This window comes from Demequina flava (genome assembly GCF_000975035.1).
Taxonomy (GTDB): domain Bacteria; phylum Actinomycetota; class Actinomycetes; order Actinomycetales; family Demequinaceae; genus Demequina; species Demequina flava.
The window spans coordinates 57,080-71,873 of sequence record NZ_BBRA01000001.1 but is presented as its reverse complement, the minus strand read 5'-3'; the positions used below and the strand labels follow the sequence as shown (position 1 = coordinate 71,873).

General features: G+C 65.6%; 17 protein-coding genes. 10 read left to right on the top strand and 7 right to left on the bottom strand.

Features of this window, described 5'->3' with window-relative positions; translation table 11 throughout:
- Position 1 precedes the first annotated feature (1 nt).
- The 3 genes from AOP74_RS00340 (at position 2) to hisD (ending at position 2,770) form a co-directional block, all read left to right on the top strand.
- Positions 2–943 carry a homocysteine S-methyltransferase family protein gene (locus tag AOP74_RS00340; RefSeq protein ID WP_061960353.1) on the top strand — a complete coding sequence of 314 codons (942 nt, stop codon included), beginning with the start codon at positions 2–4 and terminating at the stop codon, positions 941–943.
- Positions 944–981: 38 nt separating this feature from the next.
- Positions 982–1,380: a DUF4260 family protein gene (locus tag AOP74_RS00335; RefSeq protein WP_061960352.1), complete on the top strand. Its 399-nt coding sequence runs from the start codon at positions 982–984 to the stop codon at positions 1,378–1,380.
- 85 nt (positions 1,381–1,465) lie between these two features.
- Entirely contained in the window at positions 1,466–2,770 is a 1,305-nt protein-coding gene (gene hisD / locus AOP74_RS00330; RefSeq protein ID WP_061960351.1) for a histidinol dehydrogenase, read from the top strand.
- A gap of 42 nt (positions 2,771–2,812) precedes the next feature.
- Here the strand turns inward: hisD and AOP74_RS00325 are convergent, their stop codons facing one another.
- Positions 2,813–5,050, bottom strand: a complete 2,238-nt coding sequence (locus AOP74_RS00325) for a RecQ family ATP-dependent DNA helicase (protein ID WP_061960350.1) — start codon at positions 5,048–5,050, stop codon at positions 2,813–2,815.
- A 125-nt stretch (positions 5,051–5,175) separates the two neighbouring features.
- Here AOP74_RS00325 and AOP74_RS12170 point away from each other — a divergent pair, with 125 nt between their 5' ends.
- The 4 genes from AOP74_RS12170 (at position 5,176) to AOP74_RS00305 (ending at position 8,259) form a co-directional block, all read left to right on the top strand.
- Positions 5,176–5,877 carry a DUF2510 domain-containing protein gene (locus AOP74_RS12170; RefSeq protein WP_160297424.1) on the top strand — a complete coding sequence of 234 codons (702 nt, stop codon included), beginning with the start codon at positions 5,176–5,178 and terminating at the stop codon, positions 5,875–5,877.
- 62 nt (positions 5,878–5,939) lie between these two features.
- A complete protein-coding gene (locus AOP74_RS00315; protein WP_061960348.1) occupies positions 5,940–7,034 on the top strand; it encodes a histidinol-phosphate transaminase in 1,095 nt (364 codons plus the stop codon).
- On the top strand, positions 7,031–7,654 hold the full coding sequence (gene hisB / locus AOP74_RS00310; RefSeq protein WP_061960347.1) for an imidazoleglycerol-phosphate dehydratase HisB: 624 nt from the start codon (positions 7,031–7,033) through the stop codon (positions 7,652–7,654). Before AOP74_RS00315 ends, hisB begins: the two co-directional genes overlap by 4 nt.
- Positions 7,651–8,259, top strand: coding sequence for a hypothetical protein (locus AOP74_RS00305; protein WP_061960346.1), 609 nt, complete (start codon positions 7,651–7,653; stop codon positions 8,257–8,259). The genes hisB and AOP74_RS00305 overlap by 4 nt, the downstream gene beginning before the upstream one ends.
- A gap of 27 nt (positions 8,260–8,286) precedes the next feature.
- Here AOP74_RS00305 and AOP74_RS00300 read toward each other — a convergent pair whose 3' ends face one another.
- The gene (locus AOP74_RS00300) at positions 8,287–9,003 is read right to left on the bottom strand and encodes a hypothetical protein (RefSeq protein WP_061960345.1); all 717 of its coding nucleotides are present in this window, start codon (positions 9,001–9,003) and stop codon (positions 8,287–8,289) included.
- A 64-nt stretch (positions 9,004–9,067) separates the two neighbouring features.
- Between AOP74_RS00300 and hisH the strand changes: the two genes are divergently transcribed.
- Positions 9,068–9,724: an imidazole glycerol phosphate synthase subunit HisH gene (gene hisH / locus AOP74_RS00295; protein WP_061960344.1), complete on the top strand. Its 657-nt coding sequence runs from the start codon at positions 9,068–9,070 to the stop codon at positions 9,722–9,724.
- On the opposite strand, the gene AOP74_RS00290 is transcribed toward hisH, so the two are convergent.
- Both AOP74_RS00290 and AOP74_RS00285 read right to left on the bottom strand, forming a co-directional pair.
- Positions 9,721–10,533, bottom strand: coding sequence for a cation efflux transmembrane domain-containing protein (locus AOP74_RS00290; protein ID WP_082095896.1), 813 nt, complete (start codon positions 10,531–10,533; stop codon positions 9,721–9,723). The genes hisH and AOP74_RS00290 overlap by 4 nt on opposite strands.
- A complete protein-coding gene (locus AOP74_RS00285; RefSeq protein WP_369345489.1) occupies positions 10,533–10,919 on the bottom strand; it encodes an ArsR/SmtB family transcription factor in 387 nt (128 codons plus the stop codon). Before AOP74_RS00285 ends, AOP74_RS00290 begins: the two co-directional genes overlap by 1 nt.
- 175 nt (positions 10,920–11,094) lie before the next feature.
- Between AOP74_RS00285 and priA the strand changes: the two genes are divergently transcribed.
- Both priA and AOP74_RS00275 read left to right on the top strand, forming a co-directional pair.
- Positions 11,095–11,832: a bifunctional 1-(5-phosphoribosyl)-5-((5-phosphoribosylamino)methylideneamino)imidazole-4-carboxamide isomerase/phosphoribosylanthranilate isomerase PriA gene (gene priA / locus AOP74_RS00280; protein ID WP_061960343.1), complete on the top strand. Its 738-nt coding sequence runs from the start codon at positions 11,095–11,097 to the stop codon at positions 11,830–11,832.
- 33 nt (positions 11,833–11,865) lie between these two features.
- Complete coding sequence (locus AOP74_RS00275; protein ID WP_236683683.1) at positions 11,866–12,588, top strand: SseB family protein; 723 nt, start codon at positions 11,866–11,868, stop codon at positions 12,586–12,588.
- A 49-nt stretch (positions 12,589–12,637) separates the two neighbouring features.
- Here AOP74_RS00275 and AOP74_RS00270 read toward each other — a convergent pair whose 3' ends face one another.
- Genes AOP74_RS00270 through AOP74_RS00260 form a run of 3 tightly spaced genes read right to left on the bottom strand, consistent with a single transcriptional unit; the run spans position 12,638 to position 14,589 of the window.
- The gene (locus AOP74_RS00270; protein ID WP_061960341.1) at positions 12,638–13,381 is read right to left on the bottom strand and encodes a S1 family peptidase; all 744 of its coding nucleotides are present in this window, start codon (positions 13,379–13,381) and stop codon (positions 12,638–12,640) included.
- On the bottom strand, positions 13,378–14,223 hold the full coding sequence (locus tag AOP74_RS00265) for a hypothetical protein (protein ID WP_061960340.1): 846 nt from the start codon (positions 14,221–14,223) through the stop codon (positions 13,378–13,380). Before AOP74_RS00265 ends, AOP74_RS00270 begins: the two co-directional genes overlap by 4 nt.
- Positions 14,224–14,589 (bottom strand): DUF1844 domain-containing protein, encoded by a 366-nt coding sequence (locus tag AOP74_RS00260; RefSeq protein WP_061960339.1) that lies wholly within the window; start codon positions 14,587–14,589, stop codon positions 14,224–14,226. It lies immediately after the preceding gene.
- Positions 14,590–14,794: the final 205 nt, after the last annotated feature.

The window sequence follows — 14,794 nt, the reverse complement described above, 5'->3', positions numbered from 1 at the left end:
GATGTCCTCACTGACGCCGGCATCGGCCCTGACCAGTGAGGACGCGCTCTACTTGGCCTACTTCGGCATGGAGACCGACCTTGTCTTCACCCAGGGCGTTGAACTCCCGGGATTCGCATCGTTTCCGCTGCTCGAGACGCCCGAAGGTCGCCGTCTCCTATCGGGATATGCGCAGGGAGTCGTCGACATAGCGCGTCGCCACGGGACTGGGGCATTGCTCGACACCTGCACGTGGGTTGCGAGCCCCGAGCGCGCGGCCGCTCTGGGGTATTCGAGCGCCGACCTCTCCCGTGTGTACCGCGATGCCGTCGCGCTGGTTGCGAAGGTCCGCGATGACAATCCCTGTGTCACGGCGTTGCTCAGCGCGCAGATTGGCCCGCGGGATGACGGGTACGCCCACGACGCACTCATGACGGCCGCGGAGGCTCAGGATTATCACCAGGTGCAGGTTGCGGCGCTTGGGGATGCCGGTGCGGAGGTCCTGATGGCCGCGACGATCGGTTCGGTCGATGAGGCACTCGGATTAGTGCGCGCGGCCCGGGACTGCGACCTGCCCGTGCTGATGTCGTTCACGTTGGGTACCGACGGACTCTTGCCCGATGGCTCGACGCTGGGTGACGCCATTGATGCCGTCGACCGGGGCACTGAAGCGTTCGCGCTGGGGTACCTGATCAACTGCGTGCATCCCGATCACCTCACGGGAGTGCTTGCCGGCACGTGGGTGGAGCGCGTGCGCGGCGTCGTGGCAAACGCGTCGCGGAAGACACACGAGGAACTCGACAACGCTGCCGAACTCGATTCCGGCGACCCCATCGAATTAGGCGAGCAGCTTGCTGTTCTGCGCGCGCATCACCCGCATCTCACTGTGCTCGGAGGGTGTTGTGGCACGTCGATGGAGCACATGACTTCCATCGCGAGCCAAGGGCGCTCCCGCCTCGCCTAGTCCGTGTCGGTTGCCAGGCCGCCGCTAGCATCGGCCCCATGACTCCAGTGACCTGGCAAAGGCTCGAAGGTGTGGCAATCGCGGTGGTAGCGATCATGGCCGCCGTGATGCTCGATGGCTGGTGGTGGCCATTGGCGTTGTTCCTGCTGTTTGACCTCAGCGCGCTTGGCTATGTGTCGAACCCCCGCTTGGGTGCCGCGCTCTACAACGCCGGCCATTCGTTGATTGGTCCGTCGCTGATGGGGATGTGGGCTCTTGCTGGTTGGGGCTTTGGGGTGCCGGGCGGGCGCGTTGCCGCGCTGATCACGGCCTCGTGGGTGTTCCACGTCGGAGTGGACCGTGCGCTCGGCTATGGCTTGAAGGTCAGCGACGACTTCAAGCACACACACTTGGGGTGGATTGGTGGAGCGGGCCCTGCGCGTTCCACCGAAAACTGACGGCCAGGAGCCCCCGGACTCCGAATCCCCGCCGCGTATGTACGGCCAGGGGAGAGGAGGAGCGGTGGCCACTAGACTCGCTTGTGTGTTGAGCCGCATCGATCTTCGTGAATCTGCCCCGACTGCCCGTGAGCTGCTGGACATTGTCCCGCGCGCCGACGTCGACGTCTCTCATGCGCTCACCATCGTCGAGCCGATGCTCGCTGACGTGCGCGAGCGCGGCGAGGCCGCCCTACGCGAGTTCGGCGAGAAGTTCGACGGCGTCAACCCCGAGCACCTCCGAGTGCCGAATGAGCGTATTGAGGCAGCCCTTGAGAATCAGGACGCAGCCGTCATTGACGCGCTGCGCGAGGCCATCACGCGAGTCCGCGCCTTTCACGAGGCCACCGTCCCACCTCCCGTGGAGATGGAGGTCGCGCCCGGGGCCAAGCTCAGCCAGCGGTGGATCCCGGTAGGCCGAGTTGGTCTGTACGTGCCAGGCGGACTGGCGGTGTATCCCAGCTCAGTCGTAATGAACGTCGTGGCCGCGCAGGCTGCTGGCGTGGAGTCCATCGCGGTGACGACGCCTCCGCAAAAGGCCTTCGACGGAGAGCCGCACCCCACGATCCTCGCTGCGTGCGCGCTGCTGGGAATCGATGAGGTCTATGCAGCTGGTGGTGCGCAGTCCATCGGCATGCTCGCGTACGGCGTGGACGGACTGTGCGACCCCGTCGACGTCATCACCGGCCCCGGAAACGTCTACGTCGCTGCGGCCAAGCGTGCGGTGAACGGTGTGGTGGGTATTGATTCCGAGGCTGGTCCGACTGAGATCGCGATCATTGCTGACGACAGCGCCGACGCCCACTTTGTTGCCGCTGACCTTCTGAGCCAGGCCGAGCACGACCCCATGGCCGGCTCTGTTCTCATCACGGACTCGGAGGAGCTCGCCGACAAGGTAGAGCAAGCCCTCTACGGCCTCGTGGATGCGACGCCCCACATCGCTCGCACCAAGGAGGCCCTCACCGGCCGCCAAAGCGCGATCATCCTGACCGGCAACATCGACCAGTCGGTCCAGGTCGCGGATGCGTATGGAGCTGAGCACCTCGAAATTCACACGCGGGACGCGGAGGCCGTGGCCGCGCGCATCCGGAGCGCGGGTGCCATCTTTGTTGGCCCCTACAGTCCTGTGCCGTTGGGTGACTACATGGCGGGCTCGAACCACGTGTTGCCTACAGGCGGCACGGCGCGATTCGCGTCTGGTCTGGGCGCGCACAGCTTCTTGAAGGCGGTCTCGACGATCAACTACACGGCCGATGCTTTGGCTGAGATTGGTCACAAAGTCGTCGCCTTGGCGAACGCTGAAGACCTCCCGGCACACGGCCAGGCGATTCAGGCGCGACTCGATAAGTAGTGGCTCGTCGTTGCACTCCGCACCAGATTCGGTGCCGCTAGGTCAGCGCACACCTAGGACGAATGGGTAGACCGCCTGCACTCCCGCCTGTCGCAGAAGCCGTGCCGCCACGGTGAGCGTCCAGCCCGAGTCGGTGTAGTCGTCGACGAGCAGTACCGACCGTCCTGCGAGCGAGGCGCGTGCCGAGTCTTCGAGCGTCAACCTGCGCGCAACGACAGCAAGTCGCTGCGCTGAGTTGAGGTCGTGACGGCCGGGTTCTTCTTGGCCTGCAGCCGGCCCGAGCCAGCCCGCGAACGGCATCTCCAGGTACCGGGCGAGGCCGGGCGCCAGGTGACTCAGGAGTTGCGGACGGGTGGTGGACCGGATGCCCACCACGGCGTCAACAGCGAGCGAGCGCATGAGCCCAGAGCCGTTCCAGAGGCCATCCCAGTCGTCGAGTACGCGCGTCGCTGCCCCACGTAGTGGTACGGGGGTCTCGCCATCCACCGGGCGGCCATCGGCATCGCGCGCCTCCAAGAGGTCACGCAACGCGCCGGACCAGCCCAGGCCATCAAGCCTGGCTACCGCGCGGCCAGGTTGCGCCTGCTCATCCGCCGGGATGCGGCCGCGCAGGTCAAAGCCGATGCGATCCAGGCCGCTCGGCCACTGACGGCGTGCCGTGATCTCGACGCCAACCCGGTCCATGTCCGCCCGGGCAGACTCGATGGCTGCCAACTCGGGCGCAGCGGGGAGTTCGACGCCGCCACACACGTCGCAACGACCACACTGCCACCCCTCCACCAGGTCGGGGTCGTCGAGAACGTGGCGCAGGAACGCCATGCGGCACGTAGTGAGGTTCTCGTAGTCGATCATTGTTTGCTGTTCTGCCTCGCGCGCCTGAGCTACGCGCGCGTACCGATCAGCGTCGTAAACCCACTCTTGGCCGGTAGACACCCACCCGCCTTTGACCCGCTTGACCGCGCCGTCGACGTCGAGCACCTTGAGCATCGCCTCGAGCCGTGACCGGCGAAGGTCAACCTGGGTTTCGAGGGCCATGACCGACAACGCGTTGTCCGGTGACAGTGCATCCAGAGTCGCGCGCACCTGGTCTTCGCCAGGGAACGATTGCGATCCGAACCAATCCCAGATGGCTTTGTCCTCAGCCCCGGGCAAGAGCGCCACGACGGCTCGGTCAACACCACGGCCCGCACGGCCGACCTGCTGGTAGTACGCGATAGGAGACGACGGGGCGCCCAAGTGGAAAACAAACGCGAGGTCAGGCTTGTCGAAGCCCATCCCAAGGGCCGACGTCGCAATCAGTGCCTTGACGCGGTTGTTCTTGAGGTCCTCCTCGAGGGACTCACGCTCGGTGGGGTCCGTGCGCCCGGTGTATGAGGCGACCTCCAGCCCTGCGCTGCGCAGCTGTGAGGAAACTTCTTCCGCAGCAGACACCGTGAGGCAATAAATGATGCCTGAGCCGTCCATCTGCGGGAGCGCCGTGGTGAGCCAGGCGACACGGGTGGCGGGATCCGACAGCGGCATCACCGCGAGGTGAAGCGATTCGCGATCGAGTTCGCCCCGCAACACGAGGACATCGTCGCGTTCGATGCCGTCCACGCCGGAGACACCCAACTGCTCCGCCACGTCATCCGTCACTCGTGAATTCGCGGTGGCCGTCGTGGCGAGCACAGGGATTCCTGACGGCAGTTCGGTGAGCAGCGTGCGGATGCGGCGGTAATCCGGGCGGAAATCGTGGCCCCAGTCAGAGATGCAATGCGCCTCGTCGATGACGACCAGCCCTGCATCGGCAGCAAGCTTAGGCAAGACCTCGTCACGGAACTGAGGGTTGTTCAGACGCTCGGGTGAACACAGCAACACATCAATCTCACCCGCGCGGATCGCTTCGTGGACCTCATCCCACTCTGTGACGTTCGCGGAATTGACCGTGGCCGCCTTTACTCCGGCCCGGGCCGCCGCCGAAATCTGATCGCGCATCAGCGCCAACAGGGGAGAGACGATGATTGTGGGTCCCGCGCCCCGAGCACGCAGCAACGACGTGGCCACAAAATAGACCGCGGACTTTCCCCACCCTGTGCGCTGCACCACCAGCGCACGCGCATGCCGCTCGACGAGAGCATCGATCGCGAGCCACTGATCGTCACGCAAACGGGCATCGTCCCGACCCACAAGGCGTCGCAGGGCCGCCTCGGCCTCATTGCGGACGTCGCCCTCGCCGGGAGCGTCCGATGCCCCCGTTGCCGTATTCGCGGAAGGTGCGCTGAGCCCTGCATTGTCTGCCATGGCCCCACCGTACGTGCGCCCGCTGACACTGGATGCCCTAGTACGCTGGCGGACAGTTCGGCACGCGTAGTTGCACTGTGTACGCAGAGGGGCGTATACGCCGCGGGCTGGAACGGAGGAGCCTCGTGAGCACGCCTGATCCCACCTTCAACGGTTGGTACGCAGATCCCGAAACTGGTGGCACTCGGTATTGGGACGGGTCTCGATGGACGGGGGATACCCGGCCGCCACGGCGTGCTTTCGCGGCCAAGGCGCGCGAGGAGACTGCGTGGCCCCTGATTCTCTTCGGCGGCGCGTTCGCCGTCGCTGGCGTATTCGCGGGCCCCCTCAATGACGGGAGCGTTCCGACATTCGCTCTGTTCGCCGTGCTATTCGGTCTAGGGCTAGCTGGAATAGCAGGTGGTATATATCAACTACGGGGCCAAGGGCCCACGACGGAGGCCGTGGAACGCCGTTTGGATGAGGAACGCAAGCAGGCGCGTAGCCGCCGTCGAAGCGGCAACGTCGCAGGCGTCACGGCCCGCTTTTTCGGCATGGGGACCAGCCCGGCGCCCGAGCACACCAGTGGCGGGGACCGTGCCACGGCCGCTCAGGTCAACGCGCTCGCAAACCCGGACACGGCCAAGGCGCTTGAGCAGCTCAACCATCTTGTCTACTCCCGAGTCATCACGCGCGAAGAGTACGACGCGGCGAAGCAACGCCTGGTGGGCGCGCCTCCTAAGCACGACGCATTTGACCAGATTCAGCGCTTGGAGGAGCTCCACCGAACCGGAGTTCTCAGCGATGTGGAGTTCGCTGCGGCGAAGGCCCGTGCCCTCGGAATCTGAGGATTGAGCCTCGGAACACCCCAGCATCGGCCCGCCTCACCGATCCCACTAGACTTCCCACCATGACTTTGCCCCTGCGCCCCGACCTCGCGGGGCTCGAGCCGTATGGCGCCCCGCAACTGTCAGTAGCCGCGCGCCTGAACGTGAATGAGAACCCCTACTCGCCGCCACCGGTGGTGGTCGATGCGATCGCGCAGGCGGTCCGCAAGGCGTCGGAGGGGCTGAACCGCTACCCGGACCGCGACTTCACCCTGTTGCGCCAGGATCTCGCCAACTATTTGGCGGCGGAGAGCCACGTGGACTTCGTCGAATCGCGCAATATCTGGGCGGCGAACGGGTCCAACGAGGTCATGCTGCACTTGCACCAGGCCTTTGGTGGCCCCGGGCGCACGGTCATGAGCTTCGCCCCCACGTACTCGATGTATCCCGAGTACGCGCGTGACAGTCTCACGGAGTACCTCACGGTGCCGCGCAACGACGATTTCACGATCGACATTGAGGCAGCCGCGCGTCAGATTCGCGAGACTCAGCCCACCCTCGTCATCGTGGCAAGCCCCAACAACCCCACGGGAACGGCGCTGACCCTCGACGAGGTCCGCGCGCTATACGCCGCGACCGAGGAGGTCGAGGGTGGTTGCGTGCTCGTCATCGACGAGGCGTACGCGGAGTTCCGCCGCTCGGGGGTCCCCAGTGCCGCGACGCTCATCCCCACCCACAAGAACCTCGCGGTCAGCCGCACCATGTCGAAGGCCTTTGCGCTTGCTGGCGGGCGCCTGGGTTACCTCGTGGCGCACGAGCAACTGATCGACGCCCTGCGCGTGGTCCGATTGCCGTACCACCTGAGCGCGATCACCCAGGCGGTTGCCCGTGCAGCCCTGGCGCACCACCGCGAACTGCAGGCCCAGGTTCACGAAATCCGGGCCGAGCGCGACGACACCGTCGAGTGGCTACGCGCACAGGGCTACATCGTGGCGGAGACGGACGCGAACTTCTGCCTGTTCGGTCCCTTCGATAACCGTGAGAAAGTGTTTCAGGGGCTCCTCGCACGCGGCGTTTTGATCCGCGTGACGGGACCCGAAGGATGGCTGCGTGTGTCGATCGGCACCGCGACGGAGATGGCGCTGTTCCGCAGCGCCCTGATGGAGGTCACGGCATGAGCGACGCCGCACCCGAGCTCGGCACCCGCACGGGACGCATTGAGCGCAAGACCAGCGAGTCTGAAGTTCTCGTTGAACTCGACCTGGACGGATCCGGCACCACCGAGATCGACACCGGCGTGCCGTTTTACGACCACATGCTCACTGCCCTGGGCAAGCACTCGCTGATGAACCTCACCGTGAAGGCGACGGGAGACGTGCACATCGACTCGCACCACACCGTTGAGGACGTGGCGATCTGCATCGGGGAGGCCCTCAAGCAGGCGCTCGGCACCAAGGCTGGGATCTCCCGCTTTGGCGACGCGATGGTGCCGCTTGACGAGGCCCTCGCGCAGTGCGTCGTGGACGTTTCCGGTCGCCCGTACTTTGTGCACGTCGGCGAGCCTGTCGGCCAGGCGACACACCTCATCGGCGGCAACTTTGCGGGGTCGCTCACCGGTCACGCTCTTGAGTCGATCGCGCACCACGCGGGCATCTGCGTGCACATGCGCGTCCTGGCCGGTCGCGATCCGCACCACATCGTGGAGGCGCAGTTCAAGGCGCTTGCCCGCGCGCTGCGCTTCGCTGTGACGGCCGATGCTCGGGTTCAGGGGATCCCGTCAACGAAGGGCGCGCTGTGAGTCAGTCGGATGACTCGTTCCCCGAGGGCGTCGAGATTCCCGACGATCTGTCGGGCCTGGACAACGCAGCCCCGCAGGGGGAGAGCGGGCGGCACGTCGAAGAGGCGGTCAGCGCCATCTTCACCCCGGTGAACAACGGCCGCATGCTCGCGGCGGTGTGCTCGCTCAACGAAGTGCAGGGCCGTTGCATCGAGACCTCCGCCGGAGCGCTCGTGATGCTCGACGACACCGAGCCCGGCAATTCGGCTCGCGCCGCCCAGGCGCTGTCCGCGTTCGTGAAGACGCAGCCGATCCTCCAGATGGATCGCCGCGCCGGTCAGATTTCCATCACGCGCTGGCTCGCTGGCGAGGACAAGGGCAAGGTCCCACCGGGACTCGCGCTCGACAACGCCCCGGGTGTCCTCGAGACGCTCATGACGGGCGTGCAGACTGTCGACGAACTCGCGATGACGCACCCCGGCAAGGTCTTCGAGGCGCGCATGTCCAAGATGGCCGCGTTCAAGGAACTGCGCCGTGCATCGAAGGACGCGAAAAAGCGTTACAAGGCCATGGAGAAGAACAAGCGCGATTCGGACCCAAACCCGGACGGTTCGGGCTCGGACTAGGGCCGATGCTCGAAGTGCGACTGCCTGTCAGCGCACCCGAGTCTGGCGAACCTTTTCCTCGGCCTTGCGCACTTTCTCGTCAGACTCGGCGATACCGCTGTCGTAGGTCTTCTGCGCTTCGTTGAGGCGGACAGTTGCCTGCTCGTTGGCCTGCGCAATGTCGGCTTCGGCGGCCTGAGTAGCTTCGTCCCGCTGGCGCTTCACCTCGTCGACGTGGCTCGCCGCGGACGTGATCTTGGCGGCGATGGCGCGCACGGCGTCCTCTTGCTCGGGCTTGAACGGCACGGTGGCCGTCTCCTCGCCGATGGTGACCGTGAGAACTGCCTTGCGAGTGTCCTCGTCCCCCTCGGCCGCGGGCGCGGTCCCTTCCGTTGACGCGCTGGCGGATGTGCCGGGCTGGAGCTCACGCTCGCCCACGGGCAGCGTCACCGTCAGCTGGGTGAGGGACACGGTTCCCTCGGGGCCCTTCACGGAGTCGATCTTCTCGCTGCCGATCGCGAGGGCGTTCTTGAGGCGGTCGCGCGCCTCCTTCACCGCACGCTCGGTGTCCTTCTCGACGGCCTTGTAGTCGCTCTTGAGCTCAGAGACGCGCTTCTTGTGTGCTCGTTGCGCGTAGTGCAGGTCACGCTGTTCGGGCGACATTGCCTTGACCTTGCGTGAGTGACGCACCCGCATAAGGATCACGATGATGAGTGCCACCACCGCTACGGCGGCGACGATGATCAGGATTTCCTGGGTTTCCATGGCAACCTCCTGGTAGCGCGGGAGTGCGTCTCTTCGACCCTAGCGCGGTCGTTACTCTTGTGGCGTGACAAAACCACTGGTGACTGTTCTTGATTATGGCTTCGGCAATGTGCGCTCGGCCGTGCGCGCCCTCGAACACGTCGGCGCCCGCGTGGTGTTGACGGACGATCGCGTGATCGCCGAGCACTCCGACGGCCTCGTCGTCCCCGGCGTGGGAGCGTTTGAAGCGGTCATGGAGGGGCTTAAGCGCGTCCGCGGAGACCAGATCGTAGGCCGGCGCCTCGCAGGCGGCCGCCCGGTGCTCGGCATCTGTGTCGGCCACCAGGTCATGTTCGAGCGTGGCGTAGAGCACGGTAAAGAGGCCGATGGTCTCGACCAGTGGCCCGGGGTCGTCGAGAAGCTCGCCAGTCCGATCGTCCCGAACATGGGTTGGGCTCCGGTCGAGGTGCCCCAGGGGTCCGAGCTCTTTGCTGGCATCGAAGACGAGCGCTTCTACTTCGTGCACTCCTACGCTGCGCGGGAGTTCCCGCTCGGTACTACAGAGGACACAGGGCGCTTTGCGGCACCCAAGGTGACGTGGTCAACCGCAGGTACGGCCGATGCTGGGGATAGGTTTGTCGCAGCCGTCGAGAACGGCGCTTTGAAGGCCACGCAGTTTCACCCCGAGAAGTCCGGTGAAGCCGGGCTGCAGTTGCTTCGCAACTGGGTGACAAGCCTCTAGAGCAAGTCCTTGCGGGCGCCACGGTTTGTGGCCGCGGGGGGTGCCTCACCAGTGGAGGCACCTGCCGTGCAGCACTCGTCGCCACAATCGTCTGCGCGCGTTGCGGCCAACACGGTCGTGTGCGCTGCAGGCGCGTCACAGCAGCTGTCCTCGCAGGCAACGTCGGTTTCTCCGTGAAGTAGCGCCCCCGAGGTGGCGCAGCACCCGTCGCCCTTCCAGGCCTCGCGCCCCTCGCGAATCGCGAATCCAGCGATAACGATGGCGGCAATCGGGTCAGCCCACCACCAGCCCAGCGTGGCGTTCAGCAACAACCCCACGAGCAGCGCGGCGGACAGGTACGAGCACAGGATCAGTTGACGTGCGTCGGCCACGGCCGTAGGCGACCCGAGCTCTTCGCCCGTCTTGCGCTCAAACCAAGCGGCCGTCGGCATGATCGCCAGCGACACGGCTGCCAGCACGATGCCCACAGACGATGTCTCCGGGGGAGCGCCAAAGACCAAACTCCTCACGGCATCGGCCGTCACCACTGCCGCTAGCGCGAAGAAGGCGACCGCGATCATCCGCATCGTGAGGTGCTCGCGCTTCTTGGGATCGGGCGCGGCGAACTGCCATGCCACGGCCGCCGCTGAGCCCACCTCGACGACGGAGTCGAGTCCAAAGCCGATCAAGGCGCTCGAGGAGGCGACTGCCCCGGCACTGAGCGCAATGATCGCTTCCACGGTGTTGTAGGCGATCGTGGCGGCGACAATCCAGCGAATGCGGCGCCGTAGGACGGCTGTGCGTGGAGTGGTGAGAGTCGGAGTGGTCATCAGCAGGTGCATTCCTTGTTGTCGCAGCAGTCAGGGTCGAGCGCCAGAGCGAGGCCGAGCATGGCGTCCAGAGCGCGAGCGACGTCGTCGTGCGCGAGCCGGTAATGGGCGTGACGCCCGTCGCGCTCAGCCACCACAAGGCCGCAACCGCGCAACGTTGAAAGGTGATTGGACATCTTCTGGCGGCTGACATCGAGCGCCTCGGCGAGGTCAGCGGGGCACTGAGCACCATCGCGTAGGGCGAGCAGAATCGCGGAGCGCGTCGCATCGGAGAGCGCGTGGCCCAGGTGGGCGAGCGCCGCGGTGTGGGTGGGTGTCGCGCTCAGGGCGATGAGTCCGGGGTCCATGCCCTCGGCGCCGGCGTTCGCGTGTGCCATTGCTGTCATAGCCGCCACGGTAATACACGAAGTGATGAACTGTCCAGAAAAACGTGTATCAATCTTCGTGAGGCGAACTCCGCCCTCTCTACCCACGGCGCACCCTAGGCGAGGGTGCCGGTAGCCTTGATCCCGCATCGGCCCTTGACAAGCCGCACACGAGCCCGCCTGAGAAAGCGAGACCATGACCGACACCCCCCGCCTCGAACTCCTTCCCGCCGTCGATGTTGCTGACGGCCAGGCCGTGCGCCTCACTCAGGGAGAGGCCGGCTCGGAAACCAGTTATGGCGACCCGCTGTCGGCCGCGCAGGACTGGGTTGACGGGGGAGCGGAGTGGATTCACCTGGTCGACCTCGACGCCGCCTTTGGTCGTGGTGAGAACGCGTCACTGCTGGAGAGCGTCGTCAAGAGCGTGGACATCAAGGTTGAGATGAGCGGCGGAATCCGCGATGACGAGTCGCTCGAGCGCGCTCTCGCGACCGGATGCGCCCGCGTCAACATCGGCACCGCGGCCCTGGAAAACCCCGAGTGGACCGCAGCCGCCATCGCGAAGCACGGCGACCGCGTGGCCGTGGGACTGGATGTACGCGGCACCACGCTGTCGGGACGCGGATGGACCCGCGACGGAGGCGACCTGTGGGACGTCCTCGCTCGCCTAGACTCCGAAGGCTGCTCGCGCTACGTCGTCACCGACGTCAAGAAGGACGGCATGCTGTCCGGGCCCAATCTGGAGCTGTTGCGCCAGGTTGCCGAGGCCACCAAGGCCCCTGTCGTTGCCTCGGGCGGAATCTCGAGCCTCGACGATATTGCGGCGATCCGCACCCTCACTGACATCGGCGTCGAGGGCGCCATCGTCGGTAAGGCCCTCTACAACGGCAACTTCACGCTGCCGCAGGCGCTGGACATCGCGGGTCGCCCGTAGTTCCAGTCACAGCCTGCGCGTAGAGTCGTAGGTATGAGTGACGAGCCCATGAAAGAGATTCCCGAGTCGGTCTTTTCCGACGACGACGGGACCGCCGATGCCCGCCTGGCTCAGGTGCTCATCCGCCACTCGCATGGCCACGCGCCGTTGTCTGAGGTGGTGGACGCCCTCGCCTATGCGCGGGTTTTGATACCCGTCCTGGCCACGGGGGAAGAGCGCTTCGTGGGCGAGCACGGACTCGAACAAGACGCAGTGGCATCCACCGGCGTCGTGGCGGTCCAGATGCCTGACGGTCGCGCCGCGCTTCCGGTCTTTACCGACGTCGATGCCGTCAAGGCCTGGAACGACAAGGCCCGGCCGATCCCCGCTGAAGGTCCACGGGCAGCGCTCGCCGCGATCGCGGAGAATTGGTCGTCGCTGGTCCTCAACCCCGGCATGGAGACTGTGCTCATTCCGCGGCCTGCGGTGTGGGCCCTTGGTCAGGGGGACACGTGGAAGCCCGCAGTCATCGAGGGCGAGGTTCAGCCGGACATCGTCGAGGCTGTCCGCGACGCAGTGACGTTGGACTCCGCGCTCAAGGCGGTGTCAGTCCGGCAGGGCACAGGGGCGGAGATTGCTGTTGTCCTGGCGCTGGTCGCGGGGCTGACGCGCCCCGAGGTCGATACGGTGCTGGAGCGCGTCCAGCGCGAGCTCGCACAGTCAGATGTGGTGGCGCAGCGGGTGGATGGCTTGGAGTTGAAGCTCACCCAAGCGTGACGTGTGGTGGGCGCATTGGGCCGATGCCGCGATCGCCACGGTGCGGACGCTAGGCGTCGCAGTTGGTGGGCTCGGGCACCAGGAGACTTGGCTGGGTCAGTAGCGAGTTCAGCGTCGACACGGGCACAATGAAACTCTGATTGTTGTCGTTCTTGGCGTAGACGACACCCACCACTTCACCGGCCTCGTTCAGCACGGGTGAGCCGGATGACCCGACCTCGACGGGCACAGTTGTTGCCAGAACCTTGTCGACTGCGCCGCCCGCGCCGTCCTCCGCGAGCGGATCTTGGACGGGACCCAGTACAACACCGGTAGTGGTGGTGAGGCGTCCGCCCTTGGGGTAGCCGACGGCGGTGACCGCGTCGCCCTCGAGGGGATCCTCGTCGGCGCGAACGGCGAAGGCACCGCCCATCGATGTGGCGGTGGTGACGATCGCGATATCGGCGACAGTGGTGACTGATGCGGTCTCGACCTCGACCGTGCGGCCGTCGTGCGTCGACAACTCAATGCGTTGGGTGTTGTCGATCACGTGACGGTTCGTGACCAGCGTGTAGGCGTCAAGCGCGAAGCCTGAGCCGGTCGAGATGAATCCGCAACCAATATTGCGCACACGCAACGTCATCCGCTGGGCGGCACTGAACCCGTCGGGGGACAGGGCCACATTGTTGAGCTCAGGGGCCGCTGAGGGCTCCGGCACCCAGTCCGAGGGCATGGGCGCCGGGGATGCGGGGAGGACCGCGCATCCACCCAAGGTCAGGGCGGCTGCGATGGCGGCGGCAGCGAGGCGTTTCACTCGGACGCCAAGGCTGACTGGAAGTTTGCCGTCGCAGTGTCAGAGGCCGCGCACAGTTCGTTGACTCCGTCGGCGTAGTCCTCGACCTGTTCCGGGTCGTACTCGTCCTCGGGGGCCGCAAGGTATTCGTTGAGCTGCTCGAGGCCGTCGATGCAGCTGTTGAGCGAAGCCGTGGCGGTCTGCCCCAGGCTCAACGTCGTGTTGAGGCCCTCGATGAGTTGCTCATTGAACTCCTGGCCGTCGACAGCGGAGGCTTTCTCGTCAGCGAGGTCCAGCAACCGGTCGTTGGAATTGGCGAGCTGCTCCGACAGGAGGTCGACCTCGGCCTCCTTCTCCACCACAGTCGCCTGCTCCTGCGCGATCTGCTCGCCCAGTTCGTAGTTGGCCATCTCCAGATCGCCTGCATACGCCTGCCACTCTGTATTGACCTCGTACATCCGCCATCCCAGGTACGCGCCGCCGATCAGCAGGAGCAGGAGCGCAATCGTGGAGATGATCCACGGCAGGCGGCGCTTGGGTGGGTAGATAGGACGGATGACGGGAACGGGACCCGTGACGGGGATGGCATCGCCAACGATCGGGATGGGTCCGGTGGCCGGCACGGTTCCGACAATGCGTTGCTCGGCAGTCGCGGTGTCCGCGCTCGCGGACACGTCGTCGGTACTCACAGCCTCGTCATCGGTGCTGTCCGGTTCGTCGAGAGCTGTCTCAACCTCTGCGGGGGGTGCCGCCGTCTCCGAGGGAGTCTCGTCAGCCGTGTCAGTGATGGACTCCTCAGGCGCGCCAGGGTCGCCAACGACAGTTGTGTCGTCGGTGTCTGTCTCCTGAGGAGTTCGATCCATCTAGCTCACTGCCCCCGTGTACTTCTCTCCTGGGCCTTCACCCGGCGCATCGGGAACCACTGAGGCTTCCCGGAACGCCAACTGTACGCTTCGCAATCCATCACGCAGCGCGCGTGCATGAGTGTCGCCGAGATCCGGTGAGGACGCTGTAATCAGACCAGCGAGGGCGTTGATGAGCGTGCGGGCCTCATCGAGGTCCTGGTGCTCTTCGCCTTCGTCGGCCAATCCGCAACGGAGCGCGGCGGCGCTCAGTAGATGAACGCTTACAGTAGAGATAAGTTCCACCGCATTGACCTCGGCGAGATCGCGTGCCGCGTTGGCGTCAGCGCCGCCCAGTGAGTCATTGGCGGACGGGGAGTCAGTCATCGTGATATCCTTGTGAGTCGACCGGCCGGGAAGAGGTTTCTCGGCGCGCAAGTGGAGTCCACCTCCCACCCTAGGGCCAGCAAATGGGCCTGGGTCCCATGTCAGGTATCGACCTCATTACGATGAGGCCAGTACAGATATGACGGTGGCCTTCACTCGTGTTCGGGTGAGGGCCTTTTTCCTTGCTCGGGGGTAGTAGCCACGT

What these genes read in the sequence shown, in the direction of transcription:
- AOP74_RS00340 (WP_061960353.1), top strand. Translation starts at nt 2, where the DNA reads ATGTCCTCACTGACGCCGGCATCGGCCCTGACCAGTGAGGACGCGCTC.
- AOP74_RS00335 (WP_061960352.1), top strand. Translation starts at nt 982, where the DNA reads ATGACTCCAGTGACCTGGCAAAGGCTCGAAGGTGTGGCAATCGCGGTG.
- AOP74_RS00325 (WP_061960350.1), bottom strand. Translation starts at nt 5,050, where the DNA reads ATGGCAGACAATGCAGGGCTCAGCGCACCTTCCGCGAATACGGCAACG.
- AOP74_RS00315 (WP_061960348.1), top strand. Translation starts at nt 5,940, where the DNA reads ATGACTTTGCCCCTGCGCCCCGACCTCGCGGGGCTCGAGCCGTATGGC.
- hisB (WP_061960347.1), top strand. Translation starts at nt 7,031, where the DNA reads ATGAGCGACGCCGCACCCGAGCTCGGCACCCGCACGGGACGCATTGAG.
- AOP74_RS00300 (WP_061960345.1), bottom strand. Translation starts at nt 9,003, where the DNA reads ATGGAAACCCAGGAAATCCTGATCATCGTCGCCGCCGTAGCGGTGGTG.
- AOP74_RS00290 (WP_082095896.1), bottom strand. Translation starts at nt 10,533, where the DNA reads ATGACCACTCCGACTCTCACCACTCCACGCACAGCCGTCCTACGGCGC.
- AOP74_RS00285 (WP_369345489.1), bottom strand. Translation starts at nt 10,919, where the DNA reads ATGACAGCAATGGCACACGCGAACGCCGGCGCCGAGGGCATGGACCCC.
- priA (WP_061960343.1), top strand. Translation starts at nt 11,095, where the DNA reads ATGACCGACACCCCCCGCCTCGAACTCCTTCCCGCCGTCGATGTTGCT.
- AOP74_RS00275 (WP_236683683.1), top strand. Translation starts at nt 11,866, where the DNA reads ATGAGTGACGAGCCCATGAAAGAGATTCCCGAGTCGGTCTTTTCCGAC.
- AOP74_RS00265 (WP_061960340.1), bottom strand. Translation starts at nt 14,223, where the DNA reads ATGGATCGAACTCCTCAGGAGACAGACACCGACGACACAACTGTCGTT.
- AOP74_RS00260 (WP_061960339.1), bottom strand. Translation starts at nt 14,589, where the DNA reads ATGACTGACTCCCCGTCCGCCAATGACTCACTGGGCGGCGCTGACGCC.